Annotated in this window: 17 protein-coding genes; 9 read left to right on the top strand and 8 right to left on the bottom strand. The window is 50.6% G+C overall.

Annotation, left to right across the window (positions count from 1 at the left end):
* Window positions 1-53: 53 nt before the first annotated feature.
* The 5 genes from DP091_RS23875 to DP091_RS23895 all read right to left on the bottom strand — a co-directional run bounded on the left by DP091_RS23875 (window position 54) and on the right by DP091_RS23895 (window position 6,605).
* Window positions 54-983 (bottom strand): carbohydrate ABC transporter permease, encoded by a 930-nt coding sequence (locus DP091_RS23875; RefSeq protein ID WP_113060592.1) that lies wholly within the window; start codon window positions 981-983, stop codon window positions 54-56.
* Window positions 983-1,894, bottom strand: a complete 912-nt coding sequence (locus DP091_RS23880; protein ID WP_113060593.1) for an ABC transporter permease — start codon at window positions 1,892-1,894, stop codon at window positions 983-985. Before DP091_RS23880 ends, DP091_RS23875 begins: the two co-directional genes overlap by 1 nt.
* A 10-nt stretch (window positions 1,895-1,904) precedes the next feature.
* Entirely contained in the window at window positions 1,905-3,521 is a 1,617-nt protein-coding gene (locus DP091_RS23885; protein WP_113060594.1) for an ABC transporter substrate-binding protein, read from the bottom strand.
* Between the two features lie 320 nt (window positions 3,522-3,841).
* Window positions 3,842-6,115, bottom strand: coding sequence for a helix-turn-helix domain-containing protein (locus DP091_RS23890; RefSeq protein WP_113060595.1), 2,274 nt, complete (start codon window positions 6,113-6,115; stop codon window positions 3,842-3,844).
* A gap of 145 nt (window positions 6,116-6,260) precedes the next feature.
* On the bottom strand, window positions 6,261-6,605 hold the full coding sequence (locus tag DP091_RS23895) for a winged helix-turn-helix transcriptional regulator (protein ID WP_113060596.1): 345 nt from the start codon (window positions 6,603-6,605) through the stop codon (window positions 6,261-6,263).
* Window positions 6,606-6,805: 200 nt separating this feature from the next.
* Here DP091_RS23895 and DP091_RS23900 point away from each other — a divergent pair, with 200 nt between their 5' ends.
* The 5 genes from DP091_RS23900 (at window position 6,806) to DP091_RS23920 (ending at window position 12,945) form a co-directional block, all read left to right on the top strand.
* Window positions 6,806-7,981, top strand: a complete 1,176-nt coding sequence (locus tag DP091_RS23900) for an MFS transporter (RefSeq protein ID WP_113060597.1) — start codon at window positions 6,806-6,808, stop codon at window positions 7,979-7,981.
* Window positions 7,982-8,138: 157 nt separating this feature from the next.
* Window positions 8,139-9,035 (top strand): cupin domain-containing protein, encoded by an 897-nt coding sequence (locus DP091_RS23905; RefSeq protein WP_113060598.1) that lies wholly within the window; start codon window positions 8,139-8,141, stop codon window positions 9,033-9,035.
* A 145-nt stretch (window positions 9,036-9,180) separates the two neighbouring features.
* Window positions 9,181-9,351 carry a LysR substrate-binding domain-containing protein gene (locus DP091_RS23910; protein WP_113060599.1) on the top strand — a complete coding sequence of 57 codons (171 nt, stop codon included), beginning with the start codon at window positions 9,181-9,183 and terminating at the stop codon, window positions 9,349-9,351.
* Window positions 9,352-9,485: 134 nt separating this feature from the next.
* Entirely contained in the window at window positions 9,486-10,847 is a 1,362-nt protein-coding gene (locus DP091_RS23915) for a dipeptidase (protein ID WP_113060600.1), read from the top strand.
* Between the two features lie 958 nt (window positions 10,848-11,805).
* Window positions 11,806-12,945 carry a zinc-dependent alcohol dehydrogenase gene (locus tag DP091_RS23920; protein ID WP_113060601.1) on the top strand — a complete coding sequence of 380 codons (1,140 nt, stop codon included), beginning with the start codon at window positions 11,806-11,808 and terminating at the stop codon, window positions 12,943-12,945.
* Window positions 12,946-13,152: 207 nt separating this feature from the next.
* Here the strand turns inward: DP091_RS23920 and DP091_RS23925 are convergent, their stop codons facing one another.
* Together DP091_RS23925 and DP091_RS23930 are read right to left on the bottom strand one after the other, a co-directional pair.
* A complete protein-coding gene (locus DP091_RS23925) occupies window positions 13,153-13,524 on the bottom strand; it encodes a hypothetical protein (RefSeq protein ID WP_113060602.1) in 372 nt (123 codons plus the stop codon).
* Window positions 13,525-13,611: 87 nt separating this feature from the next.
* On the bottom strand, window positions 13,612-14,532 hold the full coding sequence (locus tag DP091_RS23930; RefSeq protein WP_113060603.1) for an aminoglycoside phosphotransferase family protein: 921 nt from the start codon (window positions 14,530-14,532) through the stop codon (window positions 13,612-13,614).
* A 202-nt stretch (window positions 14,533-14,734) separates the two neighbouring features.
* Between DP091_RS23930 and DP091_RS23935 the strand changes: the two genes are divergently transcribed.
* The 3 genes from DP091_RS23935 to DP091_RS23945 all read left to right on the top strand — a co-directional run bounded on the left by DP091_RS23935 (window position 14,735) and on the right by DP091_RS23945 (window position 16,599).
* A complete protein-coding gene (locus DP091_RS23935) occupies window positions 14,735-15,232 on the top strand; it encodes a DinB family protein (RefSeq protein WP_113060604.1) in 498 nt (165 codons plus the stop codon).
* A 66-nt stretch (window positions 15,233-15,298) separates the two neighbouring features.
* The gene (locus DP091_RS23940) at window positions 15,299-16,291 is read left to right on the top strand and encodes a helix-turn-helix transcriptional regulator (protein ID WP_113060605.1); all 993 of its coding nucleotides are present in this window, start codon (window positions 15,299-15,301) and stop codon (window positions 16,289-16,291) included.
* Window positions 16,292-16,296: 5 nt separating this feature from the next.
* Window positions 16,297-16,599 carry a putative quinol monooxygenase gene (locus DP091_RS23945; RefSeq protein WP_113060606.1) on the top strand — a complete coding sequence of 101 codons (303 nt, stop codon included), beginning with the start codon at window positions 16,297-16,299 and terminating at the stop codon, window positions 16,597-16,599.
* Window positions 16,600-16,663: 64 nt separating this feature from the next.
* Here DP091_RS23945 and DP091_RS23950 read toward each other — a convergent pair whose 3' ends face one another.
* Window positions 16,664-17,491, bottom strand: coding sequence for an AraC family transcriptional regulator (locus DP091_RS23950; protein ID WP_113060607.1), 828 nt, complete (start codon window positions 17,489-17,491; stop codon window positions 16,664-16,666).
* Between the two features lie 119 nt (window positions 17,492-17,610).
* Between DP091_RS23950 and DP091_RS23955 the strand changes: the two genes are divergently transcribed.
* Window positions 17,611-18,960 carry an alpha-L-fucosidase gene (locus DP091_RS23955; protein ID WP_113060608.1) on the top strand — a complete coding sequence of 450 codons (1,350 nt, stop codon included), beginning with the start codon at window positions 17,611-17,613 and terminating at the stop codon, window positions 18,958-18,960.
* The last annotated feature ends 73 nt before the right edge of the window (window positions 18,961-19,033 follow it).

A 19,033-nucleotide genomic window follows, 5' to 3' on the forward strand; every position in this document is an offset into this window, starting at 1 on the left:
TCCCTTTTTTTGTCTACTCCTCTGAAACTTGATTCGTAAATTTACCGGACGCGTTAACCTTTAATGGAGCCGATCATGACGCCTTTCTCGAAATATTTTTGCATAAACGGATAAATGAGCAGAATCGGAAGCGTCGATACAATAATGACCCCGTACTTAATCTGGTCGGCATATCGCTGCGCATACCCCCCTGCATCCCCGCCTGTTCCGGCACCGCTCGAGAATACCTGGTTTGACAGCAGAATATCCCGCAGAACGATTTGCAGCGGCTGGAGCTTCGTGTCTCGGATATAGATCAGCGCGGTGAAGAAGTCATTCCAGTGCCCCACCAAATAATAGAGTCCGATGACGGATACCAACGCTTTGGACAGCGGCAAGGCCACTTTAAAGAAAAAGGTGAAATGGGAGCAGCCGTCCATGACAGCCGCCTCATGCAGCTCCTGCGGCAGCGAGTTCTCAAAAAAGGTCCGCGCAATGATCAAATAAAACACATTCACGGAGAAGGGGAGAATAAACACCCAGATGGTGTTCGTCAGACTAAGCCCCTTCATCAGCAAATAGGTGGGAATCAGCCCGCCGTTGAAAAACATCGTAATCACGAACATAAACATAATCAGCCGTCTGGCGCGGAATTCCTTTCTGGATAGCACATAAGCTGCCGGAAGCGTGAACAGCATGTTAACCAAGGTGCCGAACACCGTATAAAACAGCGTATTCCGATATCCGGTCCAAATCCGCATATCCTTGAAAATCTCCTGGTAACCGAAAAAACTAATATTTTTGGGGATAAACAGGACTTTCCCCGTAGAGACGAGCGTTGAGTCGCTGAACGAAGCAATGATGATAAAGTACAGCGGATAGGCAATCAGCAGAAAAATCATACTGCACAGAAAACCCAATGTGATCTTAAACGCTAACTCCTTGCCGTTTAAACGCGTTCTCGTATATTCATGTTCCACAACCGTTTCTCCTTCCCCGATCATTAGAATAGGCTCGTTTCCGACATTCTCTTCGAGATCGTGTTCATCGCATACAAGAATACGAAATTGATGAGCGTGTTAAACAAACCGATGGCCGAAGCCAGGCTGAATTGATTAGAGATGATCCCGATTTTATAGACGTAGGTGGCTATGACCTCCGAGACGGGAAGGTTCAGCGAATTCTGCATCAGGAATATTTTCTCAAAGCCGGTCCCGAGGATATTCCCCATGCTGAGAATGAACAGGATGATGATGGTCGGGATGAGGGCGGGGATGTCGACATACCGGATCGTCTGCCATCGGCTGGCCCCATCGATTTTGGCGGCATCATACAGCTGGGGATCCACGGTGGACAAGGCTGCAAGATAGATAATGCTGTTCCAGCCGCAGTGCTGCCATATGTCGGAAAGCACATACACCGGGATAAAGGTCGAGGTGGATGCCAACAGATTGATATGTCCCAGCCCCACCGCCTTCATGAAGTGACCGACAACTCCGGTTTCGGAGGATAACAGCAAATTCAGCATGCCGACCAGCACGATAATGGATATGAAATGGGGCAGGTATACGGTAGTCTGCATCAGCTGCTTCATTCTTTTTCTGCGGATCTGGTTAAGGATGAGGGCCAATAAGATCGGAGCCGGAAAGCCAAGCACAATCGTGGCCAGACTGATCAGAAACGTGTTCCGCATTAGATCCGTGAACAGGTAACTGTCGATGAATTGCTGAAAGTAAGCAAGCCCTCGCCACTCGCCGCCGGTCAAGCCTTTGCTGAAATCGTAGTCCCGAAAAGCAAGCTGGATGCCGTACATCGGGATATAGTTAAACAACAGGATGACGATAATAGCCGGAAAAATCATAATCCACAGCTGATAATCTCGTCTGAAGGTGTTCTGTCTTTTACGTGATTCCATATCCTCCCTCCTAGTTTTGATTCATGTACTCGTCGTAATATTTTTGCATAATCTCTAGATTCTGCTTCAGGCCTGCCTTCTCGCTTTCCTTGATGTACGCGTCCCATTCGGCTTCCACGCCGCCCTTGGTCACCCATTTGGCAAAACTGGATTCCGCCAGATTCATTACATTCGTGTTGTTCAGGCTCATGGCGTTATTGTCCATGGTGGAATACTTGATGAACATGCCGGGGAACACGTCTTTATCGGGATCCACGTCCAAGGCCGCCTCCAGCGGCTCCGATTGACCCAGCACCTCCTGCATATCGGTGCCAAGCGTCAGCTCTAAGGTATCGGGGATATAAAATGCGCCGTGGTCCGCCATCGTCGAGGTCCATTTCCATGTGCCCGGATCCATCTTTGCATCGGCTGGAGGCAGAACGGCATATGTACCGTCTCCGTTATCTTTAATATTCGGTCCGAGGGATCCGAACAGCACCTGCATGCCCACCTCGGGCGCATAAAGCTCGTTGATGAATTTCATGGCCGCTTCCTTGTTCTTGGTCTTGGCGGACATGACGATATGATTGGTGCCATAATTCAGGGAGTAATGATCGTAGCTCCAGGACAGCTCCCCTGCATAATCTGCCGACACCTTCATCGGCGGCATGGAAGCATACTGCTTTGCCAGCTGCTCGCCAAACCGGTCGGACGCCACCCATCCCCAGGTAAAGCCGACCTTGGCCGTATCTCCTTCCCCGCGCGCGATGGATTGAAATTTCGTATAATCATGCGTGAATACTTCCGGGTTAATCAGACCCGCCTTGTACAATTTGTTCAGAAACACGACCATCGTTTTGTACCGGTCATCCGTCAGGAAGTTCTTCACCTGACCGTCTTCTACGAAATAGCCCTGTCCGCTGCCGTCCGTCAGCGTAATGCCCATGCTGCCCAGGAGCACCGCCGGGTTAAAATATCCGCCGATGCCTCCCGGCCAATCCATCGGAATCTCATCATTCGGATCGCCGTTGCCGTTGGCATCCTTCTCTTTGAAGGCCACGAGGACTTCATACAGCTCATCCCATGTGGTCGGCATGCTCAAGCCGAGTTGATCCAGCCATTGCTGATTAATGAACTGCCTGCTGGCGGTAGCGGGCCAGAACCGCTGATATTTCGGAAGACCGTAGATTTTACCGTCCGACTGCGTGGCAATCACTTTCGTATCCGGTTTTTCATTAAACATGTTCTGTACGTTGGGCGCCTGATCCAGCATGCCCGACAGATCCTGGAATAAGCCCTGGAATTGCGCAAAGTCCGCATCCGTAATGACGTTCGGCCCGATGAACAGATCAGGAATATCGCCGCTGGCCAGCATCGTCCCTTTCTTCTGTCCCCAATCCGCGGTAATCTCCTGCCATTCGATGTCCACGCCCGCCGTCTCCTCAACCTTTTGCAGCCACTCCATTTCGGCTAGCGGCTTCGTGAGCGGATGCTTGGTAATGATGGCGGTGAGTTTTACTTTTTTGCCTGTTTGATCCCCGGGCGTTTCGGCTGACTCGTTCGTGTCACCTCCGGCCCCGCTGCATCCTGTTAACAACATGGCTGTGATGGCGACGAGCGAGATGAAAACGTTTACCCTTTTCTTCATTCCATTACCTCCTGGTTTCGTTTGTTGGTCTTGGTCCATGGGGGTATGCGGCCATGTATCGGCCTTGCCTTGGGACACATTTCACTCTAAACGGAGGGGAAGAGCCCCGTAAACGGACAGTTTTTTAAGCATCTTCATTTTTTGAAAGCGCTTATAATCAAAAGAGTGAAAGCGCAACCAGCCCGGATCGCTACAGGGAATTCAAATATTGTATATGTTCAAAAAATGACCTGCCCAGCTTCAAAAAAGCGCCAGCATAACGAAAAGTTTTGACAAAAGACCGCTGTAAGCTGCCGTATCCAGCATCAGCGGTCTTCGTTTTATGCTTTATGCGTATTCCGATATTGTCCGGGTGTCGTACCCACCATTTTTTTGAAGGAACGGATAAAACTCGAGGTGTTGGTGTATCCGACCTGTTGGGAAATGGATTCGAGGGTCTCCTCGCTGTCCCGTAGAAGCTGAATGGATTTCTGGATGCGGAGCTGATCGATATACTCTTTGAAATTCTGCCCCATCGTCTTCTTGAAGTGATGACTGAAGTTGGAGACCGACATATCAAAATAATCGGCCATCATCTGCAGCGAGCAGTTTGGATCCATTCCTTTCTCCGCTATGAGGGACAGAATCTCTTCCTGCGTTGCCGTACGGGACACGGGGAGCGTTTCGCTGATCATCTCGCACAGCTTGGCATAACTCTCCCTGATAATCCCGATCATCTGCTCCAGCGTATAACGGTGGTTGAATGCCGCCTCGGTGAGCCGAAGCAGGCTCTGATCGTCATGACGAAACCGCTGGAGGCCGTTGAAGATGACGGTAACCGTATTGAGATACACGCTCCGTATCATATGCGGCGGCAGGCTGTCATTGCTTAAGTAACCGATCATCCGCTCCGCCAAAGAGGCCAACATGGCCGCATCGTTCTTAAGGATCGCAAGCTCGAGGGATTGCAGAATTTCGGCAAAATAGGAGACGGCTCCGGTTTGGGGGATCTCGAGATTATCAAAGATCAGCACGGTCCCGGTCTTCCGGATGCGCAGAAACTCCGCGGTGCGGAGCGCCTGCAGGTAGGAGAGATGGAGATCCACCGGCGATTGGGCTGCGCTAGGCTTGCCGATGCCAATCGCCGTCTGTTGGCCCGTACGCTCCAATATTTCATCATGAAGCCGCTCCATGCAGAATTTGATAGGGAAATCGGCTGTATGGGAGCAAACCAGAATCAATTCCTGCTGATAGATGCTCTTGAAGAAGCAGCCTTGGGCATCATCAGGCAGCAGCCCCTCATAATCCCGGCAGCAAGCCAGTATCTTGTCCAGCCCTGCTCCATCCGATTCGCAGCACAACACGGCAACCGTGTAGTTATCATGATGAAACCGGATGCCGACTCTGCGGGCTTCCTGTTCAAAGCTCTCCCAGTCTGGAATATGCCCACTCACCAGCTCAAACAGCAGGTTGTCCCGCATAATCGGCAACGATCCCCTCACGTGCTCGTCCAGCTTGCTGTTAGCCTGCGAAAGCTCCTCCAATGTATATTTGATCGTATCAATCTCGTTCATCGGTTTTCGCTCCAGTGGTTCAAACACATGTACGGCGAGATCAACCAGACGGCGAATCGGCTGGTAGTTCTTCCGGATGGATACATAGATGATGAACACTTCAAGCAGCAGAATCAGCCCGACCAGGATAGCCGTATTCAGCTGAATCGTCCGAATGCCCTGCAGGGACTTAGATACCGGCAGCAAACTCACGTATTTCCAGCCATTCTTATCCGATACCGAGGACGATACCAGATAGTCCGATCCGCTGATGGTATGAATACCCGAAGAGGAAACTGACTCTTCCCCTAAGCGATGCACAAGCTTCTTGAAATCATCCGAAGATTGGTATGACGCATCGCTGGAGGATACCAATCGCCTTCCCTGGCCGTCTAACACAAAAAAATCGCCGCTGTAGGTTTCCGAAACGGATTTCATCATCCGGACAATCGTATCCTCCCTGATCATGATCATGACGGCCCCGGGGGAATTCGAGCCCCCTACCGGCAGCGGCTGCACGAAGGTCAGCATTCTGACCCGGTTATTGCCGGGCACGACCACATTCTCCACAGGCCTCACGACTGGAGAATGAAGATCATTCAGGGTCTGGATCATATCTTCGTGGGCCCAGTTTTCATAATAGTAACCAACACCCGGAATGGAGAGGTCTTCCAGACTGTATGCGCTTCCAGTTTTGGAAAACAAATAACCGATGTTCTTCACATACAGCAAGGTGTTGTAAATAAACGCATCGGTTGCATTGTATTTTTTCATCTCATTGGCAATAAGCACCCGCTGGTAGTCGCTTTCCTCCGCCTTATACATCTTGAATTCCCGGTTCTGCACCAGCTCAAACGGTAAATTGTACACATACCTTGTAAACGTATCCATCGATGTCATGAACTGCTCCGTAATATGCGCATTCCAGTCCATCTCCTTCTCTTTCACCACTTCTGCCGAATAAGGATAGTAATAGCACAGGATGACGATCACGGGAAACATCAGCACAAGCAAATAGGAAATCAATAATTTTGTCAGCAGGTTAACTTTATGGATTCGCAAGCGGTGACCACCTCCCTATCCTTCGAACCAAATCTGAAAATGTTATCTATAAGAATACGTAATTTTCAAAAAAAAGAAAACTCATTTCCTGTTATACACTTCGGAAATGAGTTTTTTGATATGTGTACTATTGTTGTGGCAGCAGTCACGAGGATTGTTCCACTCCCCATTTTTCGGCCCACTTCTCCATCTCCTTCAAAGAATCCAGGAAGTCCAATCCCTTGTCGGTCAATGAATATTCCACGGAGACCGGAACGGTCGGAAATACCTCGCGCCTTACGATCCCGCTGCCTTCCAAATGCCGCAGCACATCCGTTAAGGATTGCGTCTTGATGATGGCAGCATCCCGGTGAAGCTGATTAAATCGTTTCGGTCCTTCGGCTAATTGCGCGATGACTAGAAACGCCCATTTGGCTCCGAGAATTTGCAGCACCGAGCAGATATGATTGAACGCCGGCGTTTCCTGCAGTTCTTCTCTAACAGGTTCCACGATCTCACCCCATCGCTAACTAATTGTAAGTTAGTCAAAATGATTGGATAATATCCAAATACTTTGCCTTCTTACATAATATATGCGTCTTACTTATAATACAAACACAAAGAGATTTCAAGTTGTACCAACCCGCTTGCGGCATGTGCTAGCCATGATCGCAGAGGGTATAAATCTTCTAACGAAGGGATGAATAAGATATGAATCGATTCACGATATATTTATTGGCGCTTGGGGTTTTTCTTACTGCCACCTCGGAACTGGTCGTCTCGGGTATTCTGTATGCGATCGCAGACGATCTTCATATTTCCTTGGCCTTTGCCGGCCAGTTGATTACCGCGTATTCGCTTGCTTTTGCGATCGGAACACCGTTTCTGGTCTCGCTCACCGCTCGGTTCAACCGTAAAAAAGTACTGCTCGGCTCTCTACTGCTGTTCATTGCCGGCAGTCTCGTTTCCTATTTCAGCACCGAAGTATGGTTGCTCATGGGCTCCCGCGTCATCCTGGGGGTAAGCTCAGGGGTGTATCTCGTAGCCGCAATGGGTACAGCAGCCAAACTGGTAACCCCGGATAAGTTAGGCCGCGCCATCGGTACCATCGTGCTGGGTTTTAGCAGCGCCATGGTGCTCGGCGTTCCGATCGGAATATGGATCACGAATCTGCTGAACTGGCAATCGATCTTTCTGCTGCTGGCTCTGCTCAGTCTGCTGGTCGCCTTTGTCCTGATCAGACTCCTGCCGGATGTTGAAGGGGATACTCCTGTTCCCTTTCACCAGCAATTCAAAGTGCTGGGGAGCGTCGTCATCGTAAGCGCGCTGCTGCTTACGTTCTTCCGGGAATCCGGCAACTCGGTACTGTTTACGTATGTTACGCCATTTATCCAGGATATTTTCCATATTGCGCCACCAGGGATCAGTATCGTTATGCTCGGCTTTGGAGTTTTTGGAGCGATCGGCTCGAGGCTCGGCGGATATGGAGTCGACCGGTTTGGGCCCGCGAAAGTGATTACGCTCAGCACGCTCATTCATATCGCGGTATTCGCGCTTCTTCCGCTGCTCGCCGGTCAATCGTTCATAGGACTCGTCCTGATGGGAATCATGGTCCTGTCCATGTTTGCGGCGGGTCCGGCCGTTCAGAGTTATTTTATCCAGCAAGCACCGGGCTCTTCCAATCTGATCCTCAGCTTAAACACCTCCATTGTCCATCTCGGGTTAGCCGCAGGCGCGGGTGCAGGAGGTTTCATGGTCAATACGACATCCACGCTTCAATATCACCCATGGCTCGGTGGATTCGTGCTCGCGCTTGGCCTGACCGCTGGACTGGTCAGCTTCTCGGCCGGACGGAAGTCGCCGGTTACCATCCCGAAATCGGCCTGACCTCGCCTGCTCCATCATATGAAATTTCCCCAAGCCACCCTCACAAGGGTGGCTTGCATGCTGCTGGTTCCAAAAATGGGCTCACGTATGCTTGCCTATGGGAATACCGTATTTTATGGGTCAAACGCCTATTACATTATGAAGGGCAGGAATCACAGTGGCAGTCTCTTATATGGATTTCACCTCTCCATCTGTTCGCTATACTTATGATCTGAGAAACAATCAAACATTCAAGAAAGACAATCAGAATTTCATCTATTCTCTCTCCGTAAAAGAATTGAACACGCTTGGAAACGCCTCCCTGCTGGATATTCACCTCAGCACAGGCAATGTGGTGGAGCCGCATACCCACCAGAATGCATCCGAGCTGGTGTATGTCATTACAGGCGCAGCCATCGTCTCCATGGTCAATCCGTTCACGAAGGAGCTGCTGAACTTCAAGGTAATGCCCGGTCAAGTAGCCCTCGTACCCCAGGGCTGGTGGCATTATGAAATGGCGACGGTTGACAACACGCACCTGATCGCGGTCTTTGACGCACCGGTGCCTGAATTCATTGCAGGCTCCGATCTCTTGCGATTGACGCCAGCCAGCGTGTTCGCGCACACATACTGCCTGGATGAAGACAAAGTCAAAGACACCCTGGCCCCGATTACCGATACGGTTGTCATCGGTCCGCCCAAAAACTGCCTGCAGCAGGGGCAAGTGCAAGGGCAGATGAAGCATCAACAGCCTGCGTCGCATCATAATCAGCACTATTACCATCAAGAAACCTCTGGTAATCGGGACTATGAGCTTCTTCAACAGCAGCAACAGCAGCTGCAATTTCAGCAGCAACAACAGCAACAGCTGTTCCAGCAGCAATTTCAAGCCCAGGATCAACCCCAACATGGAGCATATGCTGCTGAACCGCCGCTAACACCACCTCATTTGCAAGAGCAATTCCGTTCACAACAACAAATACAAGAACAGCAGCGTCAGCGGTTCATTGAGCAGCAGCGTCAGCTGCCATTTTTGCAGCGCCAGTTAATCGGAAACGGTTGGGATCAATTCTGATTAACCCTCTGGTGATCATAGAACTTCGAGTGGAATACGCAGCATCACGATTGGCCAGTGATGCTGCGTATTTCTTTTTATATAGAAATATATTATTTAGGAAGACCGATCCTTCCGTTATTTCAGCTTCCAGCTGGGGTATGGCATGATCGCAGAAGCGGCCATACAATCAGAACTGGCAGAGGGGAGACTTCAAGCACGACCTATTCCGACCTGGCTGTCCGAGCGCCGGATTTATGTTGTTCGCCACCGCAACAAGCTGATCAGTCCGGCGCTGCGGATGTTCTGGAGAAATCTTTTGAACCATTTTGCATGACAGCGGCGGATGGGATTCCAGACAAGTTTCCGATTTGTTCCGGCTAATATTTCGTATTCTCCGAAAAACGGTTAGAATAGTAAGATACGGCATCTTTTCGAATGCCAATGTAAATCGAAGGAGGATCCATATTCATGAGCGTTGATTATAAAGCGTATTTCGCTGAACACCGTGAAACCCATCTGAATGAGTTGAAGGAATGGTTGTCCATTCCGAGCATTTCGGCACTATCCGAGCACAAAGACGATGTGGCAAAGGCCGCCGAGTGGCTCGCAGGCAAGCTGACGGAAGCAGGCCTCGAGCATGTGGAAGTTCATCAAACGGCTGGACATCCTATTATTACGGCAGACTATCTGCATGCCGAAGGCAAGCCGACTGTGCTCGTTTACGGCCACTATGACGTGCAGCCCGTAGACCCGCTTCATCTGTGGGATACGCCGCCATTCGAGCCGGCTGTCCGCAACGGCAAATTGTACGCACGGGGAGCAACGGACGACAAAGGCCAGCTTTTCCTGCATGTCAAAGCCGTCGAAGCGATTTTGAAGCAAGAGAAGGAGCTTCCGGTCAACATCAAGTTCTGCATCGAAGGCGAAGAAGAGGTGTCCAGTCCGAACCTCCCGCTCTATCTTGACAATAACAAGGACAAGCTGGCTGCGGACGCCATCGTGATCTCGGATACGTCCCTGCTCGCACCTGGCAAACCGGCCATCTCCACGGGCCTTCGCGGATTGTGCTCCCTGGAGTTGTCTCTGGAAACAGCCAATACCGACCTTCATTCCGGTACATATGGCGGCGGCGTGCCGAACGCCCTGCATGCGATGGTGTCCTTACTCTCTTCGCTTCATGACGAACAGGGCCGTGTCGCCGTAGAAGGCTTCTATGACGGAGTGCTGGAGTTGTCCCCGGAAATGCGCGAAGAATTTGCCAAGCAGGAATTCGACGAGGATAAGCTGAAGCAGGATCTCGGCCTCGATTCCCTGTACGGTGAGGAAGGATTCTCCTTCGTTGAACGCGTAGGAGCGCGTCCGACCCTTGAGCTGAACGGCGTGTACGGCGGATTCCAGGGTGAAGGCAGCAAGACGGTCATTCCGAAGGAAGCCCATGCCAAAATTACGTGCCGTCTGGTAGCAGACCAGGATCCGCAAGCGGTCCTTGACGCAATTGAAGCCCACTTGCATGCCCACACTCCAGTCGGTTCGAAGATTACGTTTAAACCGAAGGAAAAAGCATTCGCCTTCAATATCGATCCGTCCCATCCGATGCTGCAAAAAGCCGCGGACGCATTCGAAAATGTCTACGGCACGCGCGCCCTCTTTACGAAGGATGGCGGGTCCATCCCGATCGTGGAGAAGCTGTCCAGCACGCTGAACGCTCCTGCCGTCATGATGGGCTTTGGCTTGCCGGACGAGAATCTGCATGCGCCGAACGAGCATTTTAATTTGGAGAATTTCGATAAAGGCTTGCTGACGATCGTTGAGTATTTGAAGCTCGTGTAAACTTTTGACGCCAACGCCGACGAGTCATAGTAACGATCCTAAAAAAGAACGCGTATGGCGGGATAACCGAATCCCTGCCTATACGCGTTCTTTTGTTATATGAAAAGCCCTTATGTCATCTATACACCGATCATTGACCTGCTGCTTCGTTTTACCAAAGAAATCGGCCATGGGGTGTCTTACAAAAACTGTTGGGATGCCGGAACAAGCGGCTGCTATCACCAACAGCGGCTACGATCACCAACTTACTCTTCTATCACCAACATGAGCTGCTATCCAATCAAGTGAATTCCATCACCAACTTGCAGCTACCATCACCAAACATGCTAATCCATCCCTAACAGACGGCGGCTATCAACCAAACAAGCAGATTTCATCCCTACAGACGGCTACTATCACCAAAACACGCGGATTTCATAACCTATAGACGGCTGCCATCACCAAACAAGCGGCTTCCAACGGACTACAGATCCGTTATTCGCCATATTTCAGGTAATTCTCTTATCCTAACGGACACCAAGTCCGTTATTTAACCTTTTTGCTGCGGAAAAACGGACTTTTTATGCAAATAACGGAACTCATGTCCGCAAGTATCAAAGTTTAGCTCTTATCAGAGCAAATAACGTATCCTGTGTCCGGTAAATCCCATTTGACTCATTTGGCACGTTTGCTACATTTATCCCCTTTGACACGTTTGTCATCAGTTTGTGCAGCCTGTTCACTTTACACGTTTGTCATCGAGGTTCGCGGAGCCGGTTCACTTTTACACGTTTGTCATTGTTGAGGTTCGGGCAGCATTACCGTAATTATGCGATGTTTAGCATTTGCCTTTCTTCCGCAAACTATGTTTTTTGCGCGTATTAGCGCATATGCATGAATAGCGGCGGGGATGTTAATACAAGTGGATAGCGGGTATTAAAAAAAGAGAACTTCTGTACACCGCATAAGGAGGGAACGTATGAGAGCAGTCACATTTCAAGGCGCAAAAGACATTCAGGTCAAACACGTAGAGGATCCATCTATTCGGACCCAGGATGATATTATCGTCCGCATCACCTCTACAGCTATTTGCGGTTCCGATCTTCATATTTACCTAGGGGCTATGCCTACGGCTAAAGATTTCGTGATCGGCCATGAGCCCATGGGGATCGTAGAAGAGGTCGGGGCTAACGTAACCCGCGTGAAAAAAGGCGACCGTGTCGTTCTTCCGTTCAATGTTTCTTGTGGCCACTGCTACTATTGCAATCATGACATGGAGAGTCAATGCGACAATTCCAATGGCAATCCGGATGTCCATGCCGGAGGGTTCTTGGGTTACACCGAGCGCTACGGCAACTACCCTGGCGGACAAGCTGAATATTTGCGCGTGCCATACGGGAACTTTATGCCGTTTGTCATTCCCGAGTCATGCGAGCTGGAGGATGAGGCGCTTCTCTTCTTGTCCGACGTTCTGCCTACTGCCTATTGGAGCGTGGAGAATGCCGGCGTGAAGCCGGGCGATACCGTGACGGTGCTCGGCTGTGGACCGATCGGTCTGATGACCCAGAAATTCGCCTGGATGAAGGGGGCCAAACGGGTAATCGCTGTGGATCGTCTCCCTTACCGGCTGCAAAAAGCAAAGCGGATGAACAACGTGGAGATCTTCAATTTTGAAGACTATGATGATATGGGCGCATACATTCGCGAGATCACCAAGGGCGGCACGGATGTTGTGATCGACTGTGTTGGCATGGACGGCAAGAAGTCAACCATGGAAGCCATCGGTCAAAAGCTGAAGCTCCAGGGCGGAACGTTAAGCGCAATCGATATTGCCATCGATGCCGTTCGCAAATACGGCACGATTCAGCTGACCGGCGTATACGGTTCATTGTATAATATGTTCCCGCTCGGCCATATTTTTGAACGGAACATTACCCTTACCATGGGACAAGCCCCCGTCATCCATTATATGCCGGAGCTGTTCAAGAAGATCACCGCCGGGGAATTCGACCCAACCGAGATTGTATCCCACCGTCTTCCACTGGAGCAAGCAAGCGATGCCTATCGGATATTTAACGATCATGAAGAAGACTGCACCAAGGTGGTTCTGAAGCCGTAGCGTAATTCCTCATTCTCAGCAAAAAGTTAAACCAAGCATCCCTGTCACAATCTTTTTCTTGGATAGGAGATGCTTGGTTTTTTTGTGTCCCGGTTCATGGAATGTAGTGAGCAAAAAATTTTACCGAATGCGTGGTTGGACGCTTCGACATAGCTTCACGTCTCAAGGGATGCGCGTCGCCAACGGCTAACCATTCGCCGGGCTTGTCTATTCACTCGCTTTTCTGGGATTCACCCGAATGATCGTCCCGCATGGATCGGATATCCAGTAGCCCTGCGAGTTCTCGTAAACCTCCACCTCATCCCTGCGATCCACCTGGTGCTCTCTCAAATACGAAGCGGCCGTCTCGGGATGATCCGTAGTGACCTCTAACCAGACATCCTGCTGAGCATAGTGAGTCATGCAATCCAGCCATAGATTGTTCGGACCGTGCTGAAAGAGGTGTGAACCATCCTTGAAGCCCAAATAGGGCAGCTGCAACACCTCTTTGTAAAAATGCACGGTTTCCTCATACTTGTACTTCGGAATTTTAAGGGCAATATTGTTTCCGCCGACAAACCGAATATCCGCTGATGACATGAGTACAAACCTCCATCTGTTTTTTTATATCGTATCATGCTGTTGCATCAATAAATTCTTCTAGATTGCTATCCTGTCAATGATAGGCTAAGATGACCCCGGCATCGGTTTATACCAATTGGGTATATGCGTTTGGAACCCCTCATACCAGTTCAGTACCTCCTGAGCCTGATTCAGCATAACCTCCACTTCCTGCTCACCGAATGGAATTGACCAGTGTATCGAGGAAATCTGATTACTCGCGATATAAAGTGCCATTAATCTGAAGAATGATTCCGGTACCTCTCCACCTTGGAAATATCCGTGAATACGACCGGAAGCAAACCACGGGCTAATGGCAGCATCCCACGTAATCCGGTTAAACTCCTCCCAAGGATCACCGGAATCCGCCCGGTTGAAATCGATGATGCCCAGCTCGCCTTCAGGCGTAACCACCATATTGCCGACATGATAATCCCCATGCTGAAAAGAACGGGGTCGCTCATCAAGCAGTTGCCGATGTTCTTCCATATAACGAATGATGTTCTCAGCACCTGCGAGCCGGATGCCGCAGCTCTCATAATTTTTGATGTACCTATCCATCTTGGAATTATAATAAACCGTCCACGCATCAACGCCGCTTTCAGCCGGAATGCGATGCATCTTGCATAAATATTGGCCTGCCTGAACGCCCAGCCGGTACTGCTCCTCAGAATCCAGCAATGGAATGGCATCCCTGGCATCTTCTCCCGGAACCCATGTGAACAGGGAAAACACTTGGCTGCCATCATGGCATATCCCAAAATCAATCGGGCGGGACATACGCATTTCGATAGGATCAAGCTTTTTTACCGTTTCAAACTCCCACCGCTTCCTCTCGTATTGAGAGATGTCGGACAGCCGAAGGAGCCACTCCTTGCCTTGCGTATCCTGGACATAATATTTACGATCTGCCGACCAGCCCTTATCAATCGCTTGAATGACGATCCATTCTTGAGCTCCCGGGATTTCACGAAGCATTTCCTGCATGCTGTCCCCCCTATATTCCTTCACGAAATTTAAATCTCATACATTATAATTGATGAAGGATCTGCAGACCATCAGATCAATATTCGGCTAAACCCTGGAATAAATAAATTCGTATCGCCCATAATTACTGACCGTAACTGTCAGGAATGGTGTAATATACTCGACTTGCAGCACACATCCTAAACCAAAGCGAGGGTTACACATGAACATGAGTATAGAGGATTTTAAGACTGAATGGTTAAAAGAGGCGCATATCACCGAACAAGTCATGAACGCTTTAACCGACGAATCGCTCAAAACCGCTATGACGGAGCAGCATCGCACGCTTGGACAGCTGGCCTGGCATTTGGTGATGTCGATTCAGTACATGACCATGCTCGGTTTGCAATTTGATGGCCCGTCCCGCGAGCAGGAAACCCCCGATTCGGCCGCCGAGATTCAGGACCGCTACCGCCGGATTCGGCATGCCCTTCTGGATGCGGTTCAGTCCCAGTGGAGCGAGGAGGATCTTCGCGCTACCCGCGAATTCGACGGAGAGCCATGGACAAATGCGGCATTCCTGCATTTTACCCTGGTTCATCAAGCGCATCACCGCGGACAGATGACGGTGCTGATGAGACAAGCCGGCCTGCGGATTCCCGAACTCTACGGCCCGACCTACGATTCCTGGATCGACAAGGGCATGGACCCGCTCGTGTAGAAAAGATACAATCTACTTAAACGTAAAACATTCGGGATCATCCCACCCTGGAAGGAGCGAATCTAGATGTCCAAAGCGGATAATATGCTGTCGATCTTGTGGATGCTCCGCTCGGGCAAGAAGATGACCGCACAGCAAATTGCCGATGAGCTGGAAATCCATGTCCGAACGGTGTACCGCTGCATCGATTCGTTATGCGCCAGCGGCGCGCCCATCATTGCCGATTCCGGGCCGAACGGCGGCTTTCGGATCCTCGGGCAGTTCGCGGAATCCCCGCTGATGTTTGACGCCGAAGAGCAGAAAGCATTAGTGCACGCTTCGATCTTTGCCAAAGAAACCGGCTATCCGTATACGGACGCGCTGGAGCGGGCGATCGACAAGCTGAAGCTTTATACAAATGAGGAGCAGCTTCATCAGATCGAACGGCACAGCAGCGGCATCTCGGTTTTGCAGCCTCCTGTCCATACCGGGCTTCAGCCGTTGCTGCAGACGCTGGAGAATGCCTCGGCGCAAGGACAAACCTTGAAGATGTCGTATTCGAAGGGCAGGGAAGGCGAGCGCGTCGTCCGAAACTTCGACCCCTACGGCATCATCCATTGGAAGGGTCAGTGGTATGCTGCCGGCTTCTGCCATCTGCGCCAAGAGATTCGCAATTTCCGCGTGGATCGGATCATCGGGCTGGAGCTGACAGAACATGTATTTGAACGGCCCGCTGACTTTTCGGCCAAGGATGTACTGCTCGGCAGTCTTCTGCCCGATTCAGGCAGCCGTGAACCACTGATCCATGTCGTCGTCCAAGGCCATGAGCATGTACTGAATGAATTAAGCCAGCATTGGTTATTTGGACATACTCTCGTGAAACGTCGTGATGGAGAAGCTCATTTCCAACTGGATACGTCTTCGCTGATGTCCTATGTTCCCTATTTTCTACTCCCTTACGGCAAAGCTTTAACCATTCTGGAGCCCGCTTCTCTCGTGCTCAAACTGTCAGAGATCACGACAAGCATGGCGCTCCATTACGAACGCATGTTAAGCGACATGACCAAAAAGGAAGGGTGAACCCGATGGAGAAGTTCGCGATGTACGGAAAGCTGATTGCCCATCCCGGTAAACGGGATGAACTTGCGGAGATCCTGCTCGAAGCGGCAGCGATGCTTCGCGATAACGTAGACTGTGAGCTCTATATCGTCAACATTTCGGACAGCGATCCGAATGCCGTATGGGTCACGGAATTGTGGCGCAGCCAAGACGCGCATGCCGCTTCGTTGCAGGGAGCCGACACGTCCGAGCTGCTGCAGCGCGGGCGCCCGCTGATCGCCGGTGCGGAGCCGCTCAAGCTTAAGCCGCTTGGAGGAAAAGGTTTTTAGGCAAACCTGACCAGAAGAATAGAGGCTATCCCCGAATCGAATTTCAGGGACAGCCTCTTTTTTGCTATATATTGTTCCGATATTCCGAGGGGCTGTAACCAACCTCTTTACGAAACGTTTTCGAGAAATAGTTCGCTGATTCAAAGCCGGTTGCGTCCGCAATTTCTTTGATGCTTAGAGAGGTCGTTCTTAGCATGAGTTTGGCCTGCTCCATCCGCTTGAGGCTTAGATATTTTTGCGGCGTGATCCCAAAATGCCGTTTGAAGTACTTAATAAAATAATTCGGATGCAAATGCAGCGTTCCCGCCATCTGCTCCAGCGTAATCTCCTCATGCAGGTGATTCTTAATGTACTGCTGCACTTTGTGGAGCCTGCCCATATCTTCCATTTTGTCCGTATGAATCTGCGGCTGCTGGTGCTCGAACACGCGGGACAGGATGTCCAGCATCACCGACTTTTCCTTTAACCGCGCAGCTATCGTACCGGTACGATGCGCTTCCACCAGCTGCTGGAATAATGACGGAATCTCCGCATTACCCGATAAATCATAACAATAAGGAACGCTCAACCAGGAAAACACGTCGGAATCGCCTACGGTCGCCGAGAAGTGCGACCAGTATTTAAGATAGGGACGGCCGCTGATGACGGAGTAGGATTGTCTGGTGCGTGCCGGCATCAGAACTAATTGACCCGGAACGGGATACAGCTCCTCATCGCCGATCTTCACCCATCCTTCCCCATCCAGGATAAAATAGAGCTTGTTGTAAGACACGGTGTAGTCGAATTCCTTCCACTCCGGCCAGCACTGCGTTCTTTCGGCCTCCCAGATCTGAACCTGCATGTTCAGGAGCATCTGCTGAATGGCTTCATGTTCATTTCGTTCATTCTTCATCTTCGATTATCCTCTAAAGTTATTATAATACCCGTCAGAGTTAAGTAATTATCTATTCATACTAACACATTCTTGTTAAAATCAAACTCGACAATTCCAAGAATCGGAGGTTTGAATCCATGACAACGACTACCACTCCAACCAATCAAGTCATCCACGATCGAAACCAGCGCGTGCAATGGTTCCAGAACGACCGTTTCGGCATGTTCATCCACTGGGGGCTCTACTCCATTCCGGCCAGAGGCGAATGGCTCCGAAGCACGGAACAGATGAGCATCGAAGACTACCAGACCTATTTCGATGAATTTGATCCCGTTGACTATAATCCTCGGGAGTGGGCCAGAGCGGCCAAGAAAGCTGGCATGAAATATGCGGTGCTGACGGCCAAGCACCATGACGGATTCTGTTTGTTCGACAGCAAACTGACCGAATATAAATCAACGAATACCAAAGCCGGGCGGGACCTCGTGCAGGAGTTTCTGGAAGCATTCCGTGAAGAAGGCCTTAAAGTCGGACTCTACTTTTCGCTGATTGACTGGTACCATGAGGACTATCCGGCCTATGGGGACCGCATTCACCCGATGCGGGCGAACGAAGCCTTTAAGCGCGATCCGAAAAACTTCGACCGATACCTGGATTACATGCATGGGCAGGTGCGGGAGCTGCTGACAGGCTACGGCAAACTCGATATCATGTGGTTTGACTTCTCTTATGATAACATGCGCGGCGAGGTGTGGCGCGCTACCGAGCTGATGAAGATGATCCGCGAACTCCAGCCGCATATTCTTATCGATAACCGGCTTGAAGGCAGCGGCGAGAGCGGGGGCAGCATCTACACTACCGATCCTTCCGTTTACAGCGGAGATTTCGCTTCGCCTGAACAGATCATTCCGCCGCACGGCGTCGTGGATCAGACAGGTGCCCCGATCCCATGGGAAGCCTGCATCACGCTGAATAACAACTGGGGCTATGCAGCCGCTGACCGCAATTACAAATCGGCAACCACGATCATCCGCAAGCTGGTGGAATGCGTCAGCAAGAACGGCAACATGTTGCTGAACGTCGGACCAGACGCGAGAGGCGTTATTCCTAAGGAGAGCCTCGACGTGCTGGAGGAAATCGGTGACTGGATGAGCAAGAACGGCGACAGTATCTATGGCTGCGCGGCCACCGATTATCCGAAGCCGGATTGGGGTCGGTACACCCAAAAAGGCAATAAGCTATATGCCCACGTCTTTGAGGAGTCCATCGGACCGATCAATCTCATCGGTATGGCCGACAAGGTGAAGAAGGCCCGTCTGCTGGCTGACGGATACGAATTGTTCCTAAGCCGCCCATGGAGCGCAGCGGAATTCACCGAGGACGCATTTGTGAATTTCGCGCGACCTGAACACTTCACGTATCCGCTTCCCGACAAGCGCAATACCGTCATTGAACTGGAGCTTCATGACGAATCGGATCGTTCATAGCGCCAAGCCGACCTATACCCTGGCTTACATTCCTGAATAGAGCCTGACACGATGTTTTGTTACATCGTGCCAG

Source organism: Paenibacillus sp. MDMC362, from assembly GCF_003269305.1.
GTDB lineage: Bacteria > Bacillota > Bacilli > Paenibacillales > Paenibacillaceae > Paenibacillus_AQ.

What these genes read in the sequence shown, in the direction of transcription:
- DP091_RS23945 (WP_113060606.1), top strand. Translation starts at nt 16,297, where the DNA reads ATGGAGAAGTTCGCGATGTACGGAAAGCTGATTGCCCATCCCGGTAAA.
- DP091_RS23930 (WP_113060603.1), bottom strand. Translation starts at nt 14,532, where the DNA reads ATGCAGGAAATGCTTCGTGAAATCCCGGGAGCTCAAGAATGGATCGTC.
- DP091_RS23885 (WP_113060594.1), bottom strand. Translation starts at nt 3,521, where the DNA reads ATGAAGAAAAGGGTAAACGTTTTCATCTCGCTCGTCGCCATCACAGCC.
- DP091_RS23950 (WP_113060607.1), bottom strand. Translation starts at nt 17,491, where the DNA reads ATGAAGAATGAACGAAATGAACATGAAGCCATTCAGCAGATGCTCCTG.
- DP091_RS23940 (WP_113060605.1), top strand. Translation starts at nt 15,299, where the DNA reads ATGTCCAAAGCGGATAATATGCTGTCGATCTTGTGGATGCTCCGCTCG.
- DP091_RS23920 (WP_113060601.1), top strand. Translation starts at nt 11,806, where the DNA reads ATGAGAGCAGTCACATTTCAAGGCGCAAAAGACATTCAGGTCAAACAC.
- DP091_RS23925 (WP_113060602.1), bottom strand. Translation starts at nt 13,524, where the DNA reads ATGTCATCAGCGGATATTCGGTTTGTCGGCGGAAACAATATTGCCCTT.
- DP091_RS23880 (WP_113060593.1), bottom strand. Translation starts at nt 1,894, where the DNA reads ATGGAATCACGTAAAAGACAGAACACCTTCAGACGAGATTATCAGCTG.
- DP091_RS23935 (WP_113060604.1), top strand. Translation starts at nt 14,735, where the DNA reads ATGAACATGAGTATAGAGGATTTTAAGACTGAATGGTTAAAAGAGGCG.
- DP091_RS23915 (WP_113060600.1), top strand. Translation starts at nt 9,486, where the DNA reads ATGAGCGTTGATTATAAAGCGTATTTCGCTGAACACCGTGAAACCCAT.
- DP091_RS23910 (WP_113060599.1), top strand. Translation starts at nt 9,181, where the DNA reads ATGATCGCAGAAGCGGCCATACAATCAGAACTGGCAGAGGGGAGACTT.
- DP091_RS23955 (WP_113060608.1), top strand. Translation starts at nt 17,611, where the DNA reads ATGACAACGACTACCACTCCAACCAATCAAGTCATCCACGATCGAAAC.
- DP091_RS23900 (WP_113060597.1), top strand. Translation starts at nt 6,806, where the DNA reads ATGAATCGATTCACGATATATTTATTGGCGCTTGGGGTTTTTCTTACT.
- DP091_RS23875 (WP_113060592.1), bottom strand. Translation starts at nt 983, where the DNA reads ATGATCGGGGAAGGAGAAACGGTTGTGGAACATGAATATACGAGAACG.